12 protein-coding genes are annotated in these 15,807 nt (G+C 72.3%); 8 read left to right on the top strand and 4 right to left on the bottom strand.

Features of this window, described 5'->3' with window-relative positions; genetic code table 11:
• Positions 1-88 precede the first annotated feature (88 nt).
• A complete protein-coding gene (locus tag FL583_RS03120; RefSeq protein WP_142702917.1) occupies positions 89-580 on the top strand; it encodes a beta-class carbonic anhydrase in 492 nt (163 codons plus the stop codon).
• A gap of 120 nt (positions 581-700) precedes the next feature.
• Positions 701-2,239, top strand: coding sequence for a long-chain-fatty-acid--CoA ligase (locus FL583_RS03125; RefSeq protein ID WP_142702918.1), 1,539 nt, complete (start codon positions 701-703; stop codon positions 2,237-2,239).
• Positions 2,240-2,352: 113 nt separating this feature from the next.
• Here the strand turns inward: FL583_RS03125 and FL583_RS03130 are convergent, their stop codons facing one another.
• On the bottom strand, positions 2,353-3,411 hold the full coding sequence (locus FL583_RS03130) for a chromosomal replication initiator protein DnaA (RefSeq protein ID WP_142702919.1): 1,059 nt from the start codon (positions 3,409-3,411) through the stop codon (positions 2,353-2,355).
• A gap of 2,511 nt (positions 3,412-5,922) precedes the next feature.
• Here FL583_RS03130 and tsaB point away from each other — a divergent pair.
• Genes tsaB through FL583_RS03155 form a run of 5 tightly spaced genes read left to right on the top strand, consistent with a single transcriptional unit; the run spans position 5,923 to position 9,338 of the window.
• Positions 5,923-6,636 carry a tRNA (adenosine(37)-N6)-threonylcarbamoyltransferase complex dimerization subunit type 1 TsaB gene (gene tsaB / locus FL583_RS03135; protein WP_142702920.1) on the top strand — a complete coding sequence of 238 codons (714 nt, stop codon included), beginning with the start codon at positions 5,923-5,925 and terminating at the stop codon, positions 6,634-6,636.
• A gap of 11 nt (positions 6,637-6,647) precedes the next feature.
• Positions 6,648-7,079, top strand: coding sequence for a ribosomal protein S18-alanine N-acetyltransferase (gene rimI, locus FL583_RS03140; RefSeq protein WP_142703194.1), 432 nt, complete (start codon positions 6,648-6,650; stop codon positions 7,077-7,079).
• Positions 7,076-8,125 (top strand): tRNA (adenosine(37)-N6)-threonylcarbamoyltransferase complex transferase subunit TsaD, encoded by a 1,050-nt coding sequence (tsaD, locus tag FL583_RS03145; RefSeq protein ID WP_142702921.1) that lies wholly within the window; start codon positions 7,076-7,078, stop codon positions 8,123-8,125. The genes rimI and tsaD overlap by 4 nt, the downstream gene beginning before the upstream one ends.
• On the top strand, positions 8,122-8,376 hold the full coding sequence (locus FL583_RS03150; protein WP_142702922.1) for a hypothetical protein: 255 nt from the start codon (positions 8,122-8,124) through the stop codon (positions 8,374-8,376). Before tsaD ends, FL583_RS03150 begins: the two co-directional genes overlap by 4 nt.
• Positions 8,349-9,338: a nucleoside hydrolase gene (locus FL583_RS03155; RefSeq protein WP_142702923.1), complete on the top strand. Its 990-nt coding sequence runs from the start codon at positions 8,349-8,351 to the stop codon at positions 9,336-9,338. Before FL583_RS03150 ends, FL583_RS03155 begins: the two co-directional genes overlap by 28 nt.
• On the opposite strand, the gene FL583_RS39900 is transcribed toward FL583_RS03155, so the two are convergent.
• Both FL583_RS39900 and FL583_RS03165 read right to left on the bottom strand, forming a co-directional pair.
• Positions 9,290-10,156: a hypothetical protein gene (locus FL583_RS39900; RefSeq protein ID WP_170323453.1), complete on the bottom strand. Its 867-nt coding sequence runs from the start codon at positions 10,154-10,156 to the stop codon at positions 9,290-9,292. The genes FL583_RS03155 and FL583_RS39900 overlap by 49 nt on opposite strands.
• A gap of 16 nt (positions 10,157-10,172) precedes the next feature.
• Positions 10,173-11,366 carry a class I SAM-dependent methyltransferase gene (locus tag FL583_RS03165; protein WP_142702925.1) on the bottom strand — a complete coding sequence of 398 codons (1,194 nt, stop codon included), beginning with the start codon at positions 11,364-11,366 and terminating at the stop codon, positions 10,173-10,175.
• Between the two features lie 169 nt (positions 11,367-11,535).
• Between FL583_RS03165 and FL583_RS03170 the strand changes: the two genes are divergently transcribed.
• The gene (locus FL583_RS03170) at positions 11,536-14,907 is read left to right on the top strand and encodes a tetratricopeptide repeat protein (RefSeq protein WP_142702926.1); all 3,372 of its coding nucleotides are present in this window, start codon (positions 11,536-11,538) and stop codon (positions 14,905-14,907) included.
• Here FL583_RS03170 and FL583_RS03175 read toward each other — a convergent pair.
• On the bottom strand, positions 14,901-15,794 hold the full coding sequence (locus tag FL583_RS03175) for a hypothetical protein (RefSeq protein ID WP_142702927.1): 894 nt from the start codon (positions 15,792-15,794) through the stop codon (positions 14,901-14,903). The genes FL583_RS03170 and FL583_RS03175 overlap by 7 nt on opposite strands.
• Positions 15,795-15,807: the final 13 nt, after the last annotated feature.

Raw genomic sequence — 15,807 nt, forward strand, 5'->3', positions numbered from 1 at the left:
GCGAGGATATCGGATGCCCCCATTCGGGGGATGAAGCCGTGTCGCCGACTTATTAGAGTTTCTCTATCTGCCAACTAGGGAGGCACCGGTGAGCGTCACTGACGAGCTGCTCGCTAACGCGGAGCGGTACGCGGCGAACTTCGACAAGGGTGACCTGCCGTTGCCTCCGGGCAAGGGCGTCGCCGTGCTGGCGTGCATGGATGCCCGCCTCAACCCCTACGGCCTGCTCGGGCTCTCGGAGGGCGACGCGCACGTCATCCGCAACGCGGGCGGCGTCGTCACCGCCGACGAACTGCGGTCGCTCGCGATCAGCCAGCGCCTGCTCGGCACGACCGAGATCATCCTCATCCATCACACCGACTGCGGCATGCTCACGTTCACCGACGACGACTTCAAGGCCTCGATCCAGGCCGACACCGGCCTCAAGCCCCCGTGGGCCGCCGAAGCCTTCACCGACCTCGACGAGGACGTTCGCCAGTCGATCGCCCGAATCACCGCGGACCCGTTCATCCCGCACAAGGAATCCGTCCGCGGATTCGTCTACGACGTGTTCAAGGGGACGCTCACCGAGGTGCAGTAAGGGGGCGCACGCTGCGCGAACCTGTGCGGGTGGCGAGCGGCGATGGCACGATTACACGAATCACTGCGTTGATCGCGTAGTCGATTCCGATGCCGTCGCTGCCGCCGCCCGGAGGTCCCTGTGCCCCTCTCCGTCGCCTCGATCCTCGCCGAGACCGCCGCTCGGCGTCCCGACCACACCGCGCTGGTCCTCGGCGACCTCCGGCTGCCCTACTCCGCGGTCTGGGACCAGGCCAAGCGCTACGCCGCGGTCTTCCGCGCCCAGGGCATCGGCCCGGGCGACAAGGTCTCGATCCTGATCCCGAACACCCCGCACTTCGTCTTCGCGTACTACGGTGCGGCCGCGCTGGGGGCCGTCGTCGTGCCCGTCCACGCGTTGCTGCGGGCCGAGGAGATCGAGTACGTCCTCAAGGACTCAGAGTCCAAGCTGTTCGTCTGCGCGGGCCAGTTGCTCGGTGAGGGCGCCAAAGGCGCCGAGCTCGCCGACGTCCCCCTGATGACGGTGATGGGCGACGCCGGTCCGCAGACCGACGCCCTTCGTATCGACGAGATCGCCCAGCAGACCGAACCGATCCCGGCCTACGAGCAGGCGGAGCCGGACGACGTGGCGGTCATCCTCTACACCTCGGGCACCACCGGGAAGCCCAAGGGCGCGATGCTGACGCACCTCAACATCGTGATGAACGTCGACACCAGCGTGATCTCGTCATTCGACACCAGCCCCGACGACGTCGTGCTCGGCTGTCTGCCGCTGTTCCACTCGTTCGGGCAGACCGTGTCGCTGAACGTGACGTTCCGGGCCGGCGGCACGCTGGTCCTGATGCCCCGCTTCGACGGGCCGGGCGCGCTGCAGCTGATGATCAAGGAGAAGGTCACCAACTTCATCGCGGTGCCGACGATGTACATGGCGCTGCTCGATGCGATCCGCCAGTCCGAGTCGGATGAGAAGCCGCCGCTGCGGCTGGCGATCTCCGGCGGCGCCTCGCTGCTGCTGTCGGTGCTGGAGGAGTTCGAGCGGGTCTTCGAGATCCCGGTCTACGAGGGATACGGCCTGACCGAGACGTCGCCGGTCGCCACGTTCAACCAGAAGGGGTGGACGACCAAGCCGGGCACGGTCGGGCGGCCGATCTGGGGGGTGGACGCGGAGATCGCGCGGGCCGAGATCGAAGAGCGGATCGAGCTGCTGCCGGTCGGCGAGCTGGGCGAGATCGTGATCCGCGGCCACAACATCATGAAGGGCTACCTGAACCGGCCCGACGCGACCGCCGAGGCGATCGTCGACCGCTGGTTCCGCACCGGTGACCTCGGAACCAAGGACGAGGACGGCTACATCACGATCGTCGACCGCAAGAAGGACATGGTCCTGCGCGGCGGGTTCAACGTGTACCCGCGGGAGGTCGAGGAGGTGCTGATGCGCCACCCCGACGTCGCCCAGGTCGCGGTGATCGCGGTGCCGCACCCGACGCACGGCGAGGAGGTGTGCGCGGTGATCGTGCCGGCTCCGGGGTCCACTCCCGACAAGGAGGAGATCGTCGCCTGGTCGAAGACGCACCTGGCCGGGCACAAGTACCCGCGGATCGTCGAGTTCGTCGAGGCGTTCCCGCTCGGGCCGTCGGGCAAGGTCCTCAAGCGGGAGCTGAAGACGCAGTTCGGGGAGTAGGTGAGACACGAGCGCCGCCGACTGGGGGTTAGTCGGCGGCGCTCGGTATCGGGGTCGATGGTGCAGGGGTTTTCCCTGCTACGGAACCGGGTTGCCGTTCCGTGATCCAGCCGTTAGTCGATCGTGAGGGTGTTGAGGACGTAGTCGCAGCCGGTCTTGATCTGTGATTCCTGGTCGGCCCACTGGCAACGGACCTGGATCTCACGGGTCTTGTTGAACATGAAGTAGCTGTAGGCCTTCGCCGACCCGAAGTCGAACTGGTAGAAGAAGCCCTTGAAGCCGTTGTAGGTCACGTTCTGCCGGGTCGACGGGTCCTGCTTGATCTGCGTCACCAGGTTGTCGAACTCGGTCTCGAGCTGCGATTCGCTGATCGTGCTGGTGTCGGCGGGCAGCGTGTACGAGTCGAGGATCAGGAAGTCGTTCTGCTCGCTCGCCGACGTCGCCATCGCCGCGGTGTACTCGCTGCTCTTGCCCGTCGTCTCCGAGCTCGGAGCCTTGACCTCCTGGAAGCCCTCCGGCAGACGGGTGCTGAACGGCGCGCCGGCCGGGCGGACCTCGGGACGGCTGGTGTCGATCGACGGACCGGTCGACTCCGGCGTGGACGGCGAGGCGCCGGCCGTCGACGGCGCGGACACGGTGCCGCTGGGCTTCGGGGTCGCGGTGTCGCTGTCGTCGCTCTTCGAGACGAGCCAGGTGCCGATGCTGCAGACCAGGATGATGATGACGACCACGCCGACGATTCCGCCGACGATCCAGCCGGTCTTGCTCTTCTTCGGCGGGGCCGGCGGCGGGAAGCCGCCACCCGGGGCGCCGTAGGCCGGCTGCGGGTTCCCGTACGGGTCGGCCGGAGCGGCGTACGGGTCGGCGCCATAGGCCCCGGCGCTCGGGTTGCCGTAGGCGCCACCGCTCGGGTTCGCGTACGGGTCGCCCGGGGGTAACGGCGCGGTCGGGTTCTGCGGGGGCTGGCCGTACGGAACGCCGGACGACGGCTGGCCGTAGGGGCCGCCGGAGCCGGGCTGGTCGTAGGGAGACCCGGACTGGGGCTGGTTGTACGGAGAGCCCGACTGGGGCTGGTTGTACGGAGACCCCGACGACGGCTGGCCGTACGGGTTGGCCGGCTGCCCATACGGGTCGTTCGGCTGCCCGTAGGGCTGGTTCGGGTCGTAACTCATGCTAGTTCCGCTCTTCTCCGGTCGTCATTGGGCTCTTCACCGGCCCCGATTCAACCCCAGCATGCTGCGCCGACGACGTTCCGGGTGTGCCGATGCCGACGCAAACACTGTCGCTTACCGGACACAGTTGTCGCACAGGCGATCAAGCGCCAGTGGCCGTACGGCCCCCATCTGGGGGCACATTGCTACCAATCGTCACGTAGTTATCGGGTGAGCGTGGGGGTGCGGGGGCTTGTTCATGGGCCTTGTCGCCGCCGGCGTGGGGAACGAGCAGTGTCTCGGGTGCCAGAGGCGACGACGACGTTGCTACTTCTTGACCAATCCAAGGGGGAGGCGCAGTGGTCGATGAGACGCAGTCGCCGCCGGAGCGGGGTGATCTGCCGTCGCGGCCGGGGAGGCAGGCGAGCAGCCGCATCCGCGGGTGAGCACGAACCGTTGAGCGGCCGCCTCAGCGCTGGCTACCCGTGTCCGACGGTGGCCACCAATGCCGGGCAATGGCGGCTGTTGATCCGCCTGGCCGCGGGCCGGTCTTCGAAGCGTCATCGATCCCACTCATCTGAAGGCCGTCCGTCCAACGAGCCGCGCGGAAGCGGCGCACCGAGCCGCGTATCGCTGGCGACGCTGGGAGGTGTGTGCTGTCCGGCTCCGGAGCGGTGCTGTGTTCCCGCGATCGGGCGGAAGGCTGCCGTCGCGGTGCGGCGGGTGCTGTATGGCGGGGTGCTGTGGGCGGGGTGCGGTGGGCGGGGTGCTGTGGGCGGGGTGCGGTGGGGCGGGGTGCGGTGGGGTGGGGTGCGGTGTGGTGGGGTGCGGTCAGCCGTTGCGGTCACGCGGGCAGGTGGCCGAGTTCATCCGCGGGCCGGCGACGACGCGTCACGCACGACCCACGCGATCTATCCAGCGAGCGGCGCCGCCCGCCCGGCCCGCGCCGACAGTATTGGTTCTGCGGATTGGTCAACTTTCCTGACTACCTGGTCAGGTAAGTTGACCAATTCGACAAACGATATGTGAATCGGGGAGCCCGCCGCGGTGGGAGATGGTGCCGTCGACCACGAGCCGAGCAACCGGCGCGCGCTTCCGACCCCAGCCTGGCGATGACACTCGCCCGCACCAGCGCGAGGCCAGTCGCGGCGCCCGGCTGCGCACGGCGCGAGGCCAGTCGCGGCGCCCGGCTGCGCACGGCGCGAGGCCAGTCGCGGCGCCCGGCTGCGCACGGCGCGAGGCTAGCAGCGGCCGCCGGCTGCGGCCCGATACTGGCCAGCCGGCGCGCGGTGCGCAGTTGGGCCAGGGGTGGCATCTGGGTGCGGGGCTCGGGCCGGTGCGGGCCTCCGGCTGCGAGCCCGGACTGGCAATGCGGCGGCGCCTGGCTGCGGCGCGCTGCTGGGCCGGGGCCGCATCCGGCTGCGGTGCTGGGCCGGGGTGAATCTGGCTGCGGTTCGGTGCTGGCCGGGGTGGCGCCTGGCTGGGGTGCGGTGCTGGGTCGGCGGTGGCATCGGGCTGTGGTGCTGGCCGGGGCGGCGGCTGGCTGGGGTGCGGTGCTGGGTCAGTGGTGGCATCGGGTTGCGGTGCTGGCCGGGGCGGCGGCTGGCTGCGAAGCGCTGGTGGGCTGGCGGTGGCTTTCGGTTGCGGTGCTGGGCTGGTGGTGGCATTCGGCGGTGGTCCGGTGGTGGTAAGGCGGCGGCGCCCGGGCTGCGGTGGGCTGGTGGGTCAGTGGTGGCATCGGGTTGCGGTGCTGGCCGGGGCGGCGGCTGGCTGCGAAGCGCTGCTGGGCCAGCAGCGGCCTTCGGTTGCGGTGCTGGGTCGGCGATGGCATCCGGGTGCGGTCAGGTGCTGGTGGGCGGCGGCGCCTGGCTGGGACGGGGTGCTGGGTCAGGCGGGGTGCTGAGTCAGTGATGGCGTGCGGATGTGGTGTTGGGCTGGTGGTGGCCTCTGGCTGCGGCATGGGGTGGGCCGGATGGCGTTCGGCGGCAGCGCGGAGCTGGGCCAGCGGCGGTGTGCGCTGCGTCCGGGTCGTTGGGCGGTTGTACCTGTGGTCGGGTAGCCGGTTGGCCGACAACGGTGGGCATCGGGCACTGTCCGTCGGTCTGGCGACGGTCACGCCCGGGTCGCCTGTGCTCGGAGGCATCCGTGGGCCGCATCAGTTCGGCGAGACCGCGACGGCGGTTGAGTGTTGCGGGCGCTAGTGCGCGAACGCGAATGCGGCTCCGCGCAATGGGGTCCGTCCTTCGGCGCACGCAGGAAGAGATGCTCGCGCCCCAGATGGGGCCACTTCAGGCTCGGCCGCGGCAGCGAGCCGGCCAACGGTGGCATACGCATCCGCGAAGTCGCGCCCGGGGCGTGTTGCGGCCCTGCCGGTCTTGAACGGAACCGTGGGGCCCGCAGCAACCGCGGGTAGCAGCCGACCGAGCCCCGACCCCGCCTCCAGCGGCACATGTCGTCGTCCAACCCGCTCGGTCGGCGGCCGCGGACGGGCGGCAGGATCGCGTTCGACCAGCAACCAACTAGAGTTGGCGCGTGCTGGCTCTCGTTGTCGATACCGCTACCGCCGCCGTGACCGTCGGAATCGTCGAGTACTCGGACCAGGCCTACACGGTGCGCTCTGAGCACATCGTCGTCGACGCCAAGCGGCACGGCGAAACGCTGGCACCCAGCATCGCTGCGGCGTTCAGTTCGGCAAGCGTAAGGGCCGAAGATCTGGGCGCGATCGTGGCCGGGGTGGGGCCTGGGCCGTTCACCGGGCTGCGCGTCGGGCTGGTGACCGCGGCCTCGCTCTCGGATGCGCTGGGGATTCCGGCCTACCCGGTCTGCTCGCTCGACGGCCTGGCCGAGCCCGGTCGCCCCCTGCTGGTCGCTACCGACGCGCGCCGGCGCGAGGTCTACTGGGCGATCTACGACGCCGACGGCGTCCGCGTCACCGGGCCCGACGTCGCGAAACCGGCGGACCTCCAGGCCCGCCTCACGACCGAGCGGTCCGAGCCGTCCGAGCCGTCCGAGTCGGCCGAGCGGTCCGCGCCGGACGAGCTGACCGCGGTCGGCAGCGGAGCCGCGCTCTACGCCGAGCAGCTCGGACTCCCCACCGGGGAGCCGCTCTACCCGACGGTGGCCGGCCTGGCCCGGCGAGCCACCGACCGGGTCCTGGGCAAGGCCCCGTCCGAGCCCCTCACCCCGCTCTACCTGCGCCGCCCCGACGCGGTCGAGCCCGGCACGGCGAAATCGGTCCTCACGTGACCCTGGCCCCGATGCGCTGGTGGCACATCGAGGAGATCGCTCCGCTCGAGCGCGACCTGTTCGGCGACGAAGAGTGGTCAGCGGGCATGTTCTGGTCCGAGCTGGCCCAGGCCGACACCCGCTGGTACCGGGTCGCGCTGGAGAACGACGAGGTCATCGGCTACGCCGGGCTCTGCGTCTACGGTCCGGAGGACGCCTGGGTGCAGAACATCGCGGTGCGGCGCGACCGGCAGGGCGCCGGCCTGGGCCGGAAGATGCTCGACGAGCTGCTGGAAGAAGCGGTCCGGCGGGGCGCCCGGCAGGTGCTGCTCGAGGTTCGGGCCGACAACGCACCCGCTCAGCGGCTGTACGCTCGCCGCGGGTTCGAGGCCATCGGGCTGCGACGCGGTTACTACCAGCCCAGCAACACCGACGCGGTGGTCATGCGATGGGAGATGACGTGAAGGACGAGCCACTGGTGCTCGGCATCGAGACGTCCTGCGACGAGACCGGCGTCGGCATCGTGCGCGGCTACGACCTGCTCGCCGACGCGGTCGCGTCGAGCGTCGACCAGCACGCCCGGTTCGGTGGGGTGGTGCCTGAGGTCGCGAGCCGGGCGCACCTCGAGGCGATGGTCCCCACCGTTCATCGCGCGCTCGCCGACGCCGGGGTTGCTCTCACCGATGTGGACGCTATCGCGGTGACCGCCGGGCCCGGGCTGGCCGGTGCGCTGCTGGTGGGCGTGGCCGCGGCCAAGGCGTACGCGCTGGCCCTGGGCAAGCCGCTGTACGGCGTCAACCACCTGGCCGCGCACGTCGCGGTCGACACGCTGGAGCACGGGCCGCTGCCCGAACCCGCGATCGCGATGCTGGTGTCCGGCGGACACTCCTCACTGCTGATGGTCGACGACCTGACCGGCGACGTCGAGGCGCTCGGCGCGACGATCGACGACGCCGCCGGGGAGGCGTTCGACAAGGTGGCGCGGGTGCTCGGGCTGCCGTTCCCGGGCGGGCCGCCGATCGACAAGGCCGCGCGCGAGGGCGACCCGGCGGCGATCGCGTTCCCCCGCGGGCTGACCGGGCCGCGCGACTTCGCCGAGCACCGGTTCGACTACTCGTTCTCGGGCCTGAAGACCGCGGTCGCCCGCTGGGTGGAGACCCGGCAGCGCAACGGAGAGCCGGTACCGGTGGCCGACGTCGCCGCGTCGTTCCAGGAGGCGGTCGCCGACGTGCTGACCGCGAAGGCGATCGACGCGTGCCAGCAGCGCGGGGTCGAGACGCTGCTGATCGGCGGCGGGGTCGCGGCGAACTCGCGGCTGCGGTCGCTGGCCGCCGACCGCTGCGAGAAGGCCGGCATCCAGCTGCGGGTCCCGCGGCCGAAGCTGTGCACCGACAACGGGGCCATGGTGGCCGCGCTGGGCTCGCGTCTGGTCGCGGCCGGGGTCGCGCCTTCTCCGCTGGACCTGCCCGCGGATTCCTCGCTTCCGGTCACCGAAGTGGTCATGGCGTGATCGTCCGCATGGTGGAGATGGCGGCGCACCCGGAGGCGCACCAGGACCTGGTCGACTGGGCCTGCGCGGTCGCGGTGCCCGAGCTGGAGCGGAACCTGGACCACATCAGCTCCGAGGTCTTCACGTCGGCCGACAACCGCCTCGTGGTGATCTCCCGGTGGCGGTCGGCCCCGGTGCCGCTCGCCGCCCCGCCCACGCACTGGCTCCGACGGGAGGCGCACTCATGGGACTTCTCACCGGTCGACCGGTGATCCTCGACGTCGACACCGGCGTCGACGACGCGCTGGCGCTGTTGCTGGCGGTGGGGTCGCCCGAGCTGGACGTGCTCGGCGTGACCTGTGTGGCGGGCAATACCGGGCTCGAGCCGGTCGTCGCCAACACGCTGCGGGTTCTCGACGTCGCCGGGGCCCCGGCCGACCTGCCGGTCGCCGCTGGCGCGAGCCGCCCGCTGATCGACCCCCCGCACCTCACTGAGTCAGACGCAACCCAGACCGCCGAACACGTCCACGGCTCCGACGGCCTGGCCGACATCGGGCTCCCGCCGTCGAGCCGCCGCCTCGACGAGCGGCACGCGGTCGAGCTCATCCGCGACCTGCTGCGTCAGGCCGAGACCCCGGTGACGCTGATCCCGCTGGCGCCGATGACGAACATCGCGCTGCTGCTGCGGAGCTACCCCGAGCTCCGGCCGAAGATCGAGCGGATCGTGCTGATGGGTGGCGCGGTCAACGGCGGCAACGTGACCGCGGCGGCCGAGTTCAACGTGTTCGCCGACCCCGAGGCGGCGGCGATCGTATTCGGCGCCGGCGTGCCGGTGACGATGTACGGGCTCGACGTCTTCTACTCGGTGCGGGTCGGCGAGGCGGACGCGGCCGCGATGGCGGAGTCCGACGTGCCCTCGGCCCGGCTGGCCGGGAAGCTGCTGCTGTTCCGGATGAACGGCGAGCTGGACTCGGCCGAGATCGGCGACGCCGGGGCGGTCGCGTCGGTGATCGCGCCGGACGGGCTGAGCACCGAGGAGCTGGAGGTCCGGGTCGAGCTCGAGGGGCGGTACACGCGCGGACGCACGGTCGTCGACCGGCGCAGCGCGAGCGACAAGGACTGGGATCCGCACCGGCACCACCCGGCGCCGGTCGTCGACGTGGCGCTCGACGTCGACGCGAAGCGTTACGCCTCGCTGTTCGTCTCGGTGGTCTCGGGCGAGCGCCGGTTGTAGAGCACCGAGCCGACGAGTCCGGCGGCCACGCCCAGCAGCACCGTGAGCAGGCCGTCGGTCTCACCCAGCACGATCGCCGCCAGCGCCGGCCCGATCAGCACGGTGGCCACCGGACCCGACCACCCGGCGCCACCGCCGGCCAGCAGGCACACCGCGCACGCCACCAGCGCGCACACCGCCGCCAGCGACGGCAGCATCCCGTCCGCCGCGAACGAGGCCCAGGCCAGCCCCACACCCACCACCCCCAACGCCACCCCACGCCAGGCCGCAACCACCCCCGCGGTCCGCCGCCCACCCACCCCCGGCCCACCCGCGGCCGAAGCGTCGGCCGCCTCAGACGCGGCTGCGCCGGCGCCGTAGCGCGACAGGACCTCGGCGGCGATCGCCACCACGCAAGCGACCATCCCGAACAGCGCCACCAACGCGAACGGCCGCTCCATCGACGGAGCCGGCGAGCTAGCCGTCACACACGCCACCACCTCACCCGCCCGCGGCGCGTCACCCGGCAACACCAGCTCCTCGGACGACCGCACGATCGCATTCGTCGGCCCGACCGCCGCACTGATCGCCCACCAGACCAGCGACACCCCCAGCAAGACGACCCCGGCCGGGCCGGCCCACGGCATCGGCCGGCGCAACACCCAGCACGCGCCCAACCCCACCACACCCGGTATCAACCACGACCCGAACGCCCAGTCCCGATGCAGCAGATACCCACCACAAGAAAACTCGTCGACCGCCCCGACCCACTGCCACGCGTCGTAAGCCCCCACGACGAGCGCCACCGCGAACAACCCCACCGCGACGCGCCTCATCACGCCCGGCACCGTACCGTCACACCGGCTGACACAGCACCGCGATCGGCGCACCGGCCACCCGGGTCAGCACGATCGTGATCGCGTTCGGCCCGGACAACCTCAGCTGCGGCCGCAACTGCTCCGGCGTCACCGCGGTACCCCGCTTCTTGATCTCGGCCCGCCCGACGCCCCGCCGGGCCAGCTCCGCCCGCAGCCTCTTCACCCCGAACGGCAGCACGGCCTCGATCGCGTACGCCCGCGCGAACGGCATGGCTCGCAGTTCGTCGCCGGTCAGGTAAGCGATCGACGGATCGACCAGCCGCCCCCCGACCAGATCGGCCAGCTCCGCCACGAGATGCGCCCGAACCACCGCCCCATCCGGGTCGTACAGGAACCGCCCGATCTCCCCGCAAGCAGCCTCCCGCTCGCCACTCCCGGTCAATTCGGCCCCGCCCGCGGAAGCCCCGCCCGCGGAAGCCCCGCCCGCGCCGGGCAACAGCGTCGCTCGGCGCGGCACGCGCGCCAGCGGCCCGAACCAGATCGCCGCCTCCACCACATCCCCCCGCTCCGACACCCACTCCGCCTCGGCCCCCACCGGCACCCGGGAGTGATCGATCCCCGGCGCCACCTTCACCACGGTCCGCGGTATCCGCTCGGCCAGGGCCAACACGAACGACCACGGCGGCGAGTAAGCGTCCGGATCGAACACCCGGCGCCCACCGGCCCGCCGAGCCGGATCACAGAACGCCGCGTCGTACCCGGACAGGTCGACCGAGGCCGCCTCAGCGCAGATGACCCGCGCCGACAATCCCAACGCGTCGACGTTGGCCGCCGCGACCGCCGCGGTCACCGGGTCCCGCTCGACGCCGGTCACGTCCAGCCCGGCCCGCGCCAGCGCGATGAGATCCGCCCCGGCCCCGCACCCGAGATCGACGACCCGTCGCGCACCGCTGCCGGCCAGCCGCGCGGCCCGGCGGGCGGACACCGACCGGCGAGTGGCTTGCTCAGCGGCGTCCGCAGTGAAGAACATCGCGGCCGAGTCCGGGCCGAGCTTGGCCGCGGCCGAGCGGCGTAGCCGCTGTTGGGTGAGCGCGAGCGAGACCAGGTGCGGGTCGTGGCCGGCCGCGCGGAGCCGAGTGGCCAGCGCAAGCGGGTCACCACCGACGGCGGCGGCCTCCAGCGCCGCCACCCCGGCCGGGGAGCGCAGTGCCGAGACGTCCGAAACCTCCACGGCCGCCCATCCTCACACGAGCCCGGCCGAAACCGAGAACCTGGGAATCCCGTTGAACCGAGGCGGTCCCACCCGCGTGATGCGAAAGAGTCGGTGGCGAGCGACGGTGCTCATGACGCTGCCTGAGCCTGGGGAGCCGAAGGAGCCGAGAGAGCCATGGGAACCAGCAGTGGCTGATGGTCGGCGGGCGTCGCGCGGATGGGTCGAGTACGACATCCGGGCCGAGGGCGTGGACAAACCGCCGGTCGGGCGCAGGGCCGCCCGGCGACGGCGCGAACAGCAGCAGGAGGAGCCGGGCTACGGCGGCTATCTGGGCTACGGGGACCCGAGCGAGTACGGCCGCCGGTACCACGACCTGGAAGCGGCCTGGGACGCCCCGTCGGGGCACGGCCCGGGCTCCCCGGCGTACGACCCCGGCTACCGGACCGGCGTCTACGAGCAGCTCCACGACGACTACGACCCGCGGTACCCGGTCTACAGCGACCCCACGTTCGGCTCGAGCTACGAAGAGCCCCACTACCACGAGCCCGACTACCACTACCCCGGCTACCCCGGCTACCGCGCCGAGGACTACGGCGCCGGCGGGGTCCAGGGCTTCGGCGGCCTCCTGGCCATCGAGAGCGGCTCCAGCACCCCCACCGAGCCCGAGCCCGCACCCACCCCGGCCGGCACCGAGATCGAGCTCCGCGACCAGGTCCGCTCCGCGCTCCCGGTCCCCGAGACGCTCGCCGAGGCCCGCGGGCTGCTGTTCGCCCCGACCGCGGTCGTGCCCGTCGGCCTGGCGTCGGAATGGCTGCGCCCGGAGGCGCGGATCGTCCCGACGCAGCCCCGGCCCGAGGTCGACGACCTCGTCGCCTGGGCGACGCAGGCCGACCGCGGACCGGTCCTCCGGCTGCTCTGCGGAGCCGGCGGCCAGGGCAAGACGCACGCCGCCCAGCAGGTCTGCGCCCGGCTCGAGGCCCAGGGCTGGCTGGCCGGTTTCGTGCACCTGCCGCCGGCCAACTGGCGCTCGATCACGCTCGACGACCTCGAGTACACCGGCCCGGACCGCCCGCACTGGGAGCAGGAGTTGCGCCGGGCCGGTGAGGTGATCGCCGGCATCCGGTCGGTGGCCCGCCTGCGCACGCCGACGCTGCTCGTCGTCGACCAGGCCGAGTCGGTCGGTCCGCTGGTCGGCGAGCTGCTGGCCACGATCGACGAGTACGACGCCGCTCCGTGGATCCGCGTCCTGCTGCTGGCCCGCTCGCCCGACGGCTGGTTCACCGACCTCTCCGAGGCCCACCGGCTGCGGTCCTGGGTCTCCCCGAATCCCGTGTCGCTCGGTTCGCTGCCGTCCCAGCTCGGCTCGGCCGAGGCGACCGCGGTCTGGCGCGCGGCCGTCGCCGCGTTCGCGAACCGCGCCGTCTCCGACGGCGTCCTGCCCAGGGCCGACCTCGAGCGGCTGACCTCCCCGCCCCCGGCGGGCCTCTGGCCCACCACCCTCGACTTCTATGCGGACGCCGCCCTGCGCGTTCTCGACGCGACCGCGCCGGCCCTCCGACGTCACACGCGCCGGGACGGTGGCGGGCCGGACCCGGTCGCCGGAGTGCTGGCGTACGAGCGGCGGCAGGTCTCGGCCGTGCTCACGGCGGCCGGCTGCGCGATCGAGGACGGTCAGCGCGACTGGGCGATGGCCGTCGTCTCGCTGCTGCCCGCGGCGAGCCCGGAGGCGGCCGTCCGGGCGTTGCGTACCGTCCCCGCGCCCTGGCAGGTGCCCCCGGACCGACGGGCCGACGTCGCGATGGCGCTCGCCCGGCTCTACCGGGGCACCGCCGAAGCGGGCTGGTCGCCGCCGCGCCCGGCCCGGCTGGCCGACGCGCACCTGCTCGATCTGGCCGGGAGCCTGGCCGATCCGGAGTGGTCGGCGGTCATCTCCGACATCTGCGGAGAGCTCGATCCACTGGCCGCGCTGCACGCGGCGTCCGCACTGATCCGCTGCCTGTCGGCGCCGACGCCGTCCCGGCGGCAGGAGCGGGCGAAGAACCGGATCAGCGTGTCGCTGCCGTGGCTGCTGCAGACCGCGCCGCACCGCTACGCGCAGCCGCTGACGCTGCTGGCCCCGGAGCGCTACACGAAGGCGATCGGCGACCTGCTGGCCGTCGACGGGGTGCCGGCCGAGACCGTGCAGCAGCTCGACTCGCTGGTGCTCTCGATCGGCTACACGCCGAGCCGGGCGACGATCGCCGCCGCGCTGTCGGAGCGACTGGTCGCGGCCGCCTACCCGGGTCACGACGGGACTCCCGAGCAGCTCAGCGAGTACGCCCGCTGCCTGAACAACCTGGGCATCCGGCTGTCCGCGCTGGGTCATACCGAGGACGCGCTGCAGCCGGCCGAGGACGCGGTCGCGGTGCAGCGCGGGCTGGCTATGTCGGACTCGACGTACCTGCCCGACCTGGCGATGTCGCTCGACCTGCTCAGCACCGCGCTGGCCGACGCCGGGCGTCCGGACGAGGCTCTACCGCCGGCCGAGGAGGCCGTGGTCGCGTACCGGCGGCTGGCCGCGCAGGACTCGGTCAGCTACCTGCCGGAGCTGGCGACGGCGCTGAACACGCTCGGAATCCGGCTCACCGAGGTCGGCCGGCGCGACGCGGCACTGGACCCGGTGGAGGAGGCGGTCGCGGTCTGCCGGCGGCTGGCCGTCATCGACCGGGCGACGTACCAGCCGGAGCTGGCGTTCTCGCTGATGAACCTCAGCATCACGCTGGCCGACCTGGAGCGCTGGGAGGAGTCGATCGAGCCGGCCGAGGAGGCCGTCGCCGTGTACCGGCGGCTGGTCGCGGCCGACTCGGTGGGGCACCTCTCGCAACTGGCGCTGGCGCTGAACAACCTCGGCAACCGGCTCGCCGAGACCGGTCGCCGGCTGGAGGCGCTGGAGCCGGCCGAAGAAGCCGTGTCGGTCTACCGTCGGCTCGTCGCGTCGAACTCGACCGCGTACCTGCCGAACCTGGCCGCGTCGCTCAACAACCTCGGGATCCGGCTGGCCGAGGCCGGCCGGCAGCAGGAGGCGCTGACGCCGGTCGAGGAGGCCGTCGAGGTGTACCGGCGGCTGGCCGAGACCGAGGACTCGTACCTGTCCGAGCTCGCCCTCTCGCTGCACAACCTGGGCAACCGGCTGGTGCGGCTGGGGCGTCCGGACGACGCGCTCTCGCCGGTCGCCGAGGCGATCGAGATCCGGCGTCACCTGGCCGCCGTCGACCCGAACCCGCACCTGCCCGACCTGGCCCGGTCGCTGGCCGCGGCCAGCGCGACGATGGGGGCGATCGGGCGGGTCGAGGAGGCGGCCGAGGCTGCGGCCGAGGCGGTCGAGGTCCTGGAGGCGACGCCGTCGCCGCGAAGGTCGGACGACACGCTGCTGATGGCCGCGATCAAGATCCGCGACGACGCGTACTCGCGCCTGGAGGCGGACGAAGATCGGGCTCTGACCCAGACGACGACGACCGTGCGGGCGCTGGGCTGGGGAGCGGGCCAGCAGGTCCCGCCGCACCCGCGCCGCCGTCACTGATAACTGACGTACTCCGGGGGCTGGGAGAACGCCAGCACCTCGGACGGCTGGTAGCGGGCCACGTCCTCGTCGTAGAAGAGCTTGTAGCCGAGGTGGAACTGCTCGGGACGCCGCACTGCGGCGTAGGTCGCGTCCTTCTCGGTGCGGTTCCCGAAGCCGTCGACGTGCTGCACCATCGCCAGGCCCTCGCGCGGCACGATGTCTTCGACGTCGGGCAGCATCCGGCGCCGGAACTGGTGCAGCAGGAACAGCTTCTCCGGCAGGTCGTGGTCGCGGACGATGTCGGCGACGTACGCGGACGCCTGGTTGACCTCGGCCGCCGACACCTGCCCGACGACCTGGCCCGGGACCTGGCCGTAGCCGACGCGCCACTCCGGGTCGAGCGCGATCCCGACGTTCGGGTGCTCCAGCGCCCAGCGGTACGGCTCGATCGCGTCCGGGAAGCTCAGCCGCCCGGGCTGGACGTCGAGCACGATCAGGGCCTTGGCGCGCTCGGCGGCCGCGACGTACTCGCGGATCACCGACGGCTTGATGCTGTGGCTGTAGATGCCGTGCGGGCCGGGGTGCCGGTCGGCGACCCGGACGATCAGCTCGAACGCGATCTGGACGGGGCGCTCCGGCGTGGCGAAGGGGGCGGCGGCGGCGCGCAGCCGGGGGACGATCTGGTCCGGGGGAGCCTCGCCGAGGACGCCCAGCGTGCCGCCGCCGGTGCTGCCGTAGTACGCGACGACCCGGTAGGCCGGGAAGATCGTCCGCCCGCCGAGCGGAAGCTCAGCGGGCGCCGGGGGTGGGGATGGTGCCACCGCCTGGGGCGTGGAACCCGCACCACCGTCACCCGACTCGGAACTGCACGAAGCCGCCACCACCACAACCGCCACCAGCGCCATGGCCCGGCGATAC

This window comes from Cryptosporangium phraense (assembly GCF_006912135.1).
GTDB classification, from domain to species: domain Bacteria; phylum Actinomycetota; class Actinomycetes; order Mycobacteriales; family Cryptosporangiaceae; genus Cryptosporangium; species Cryptosporangium phraense.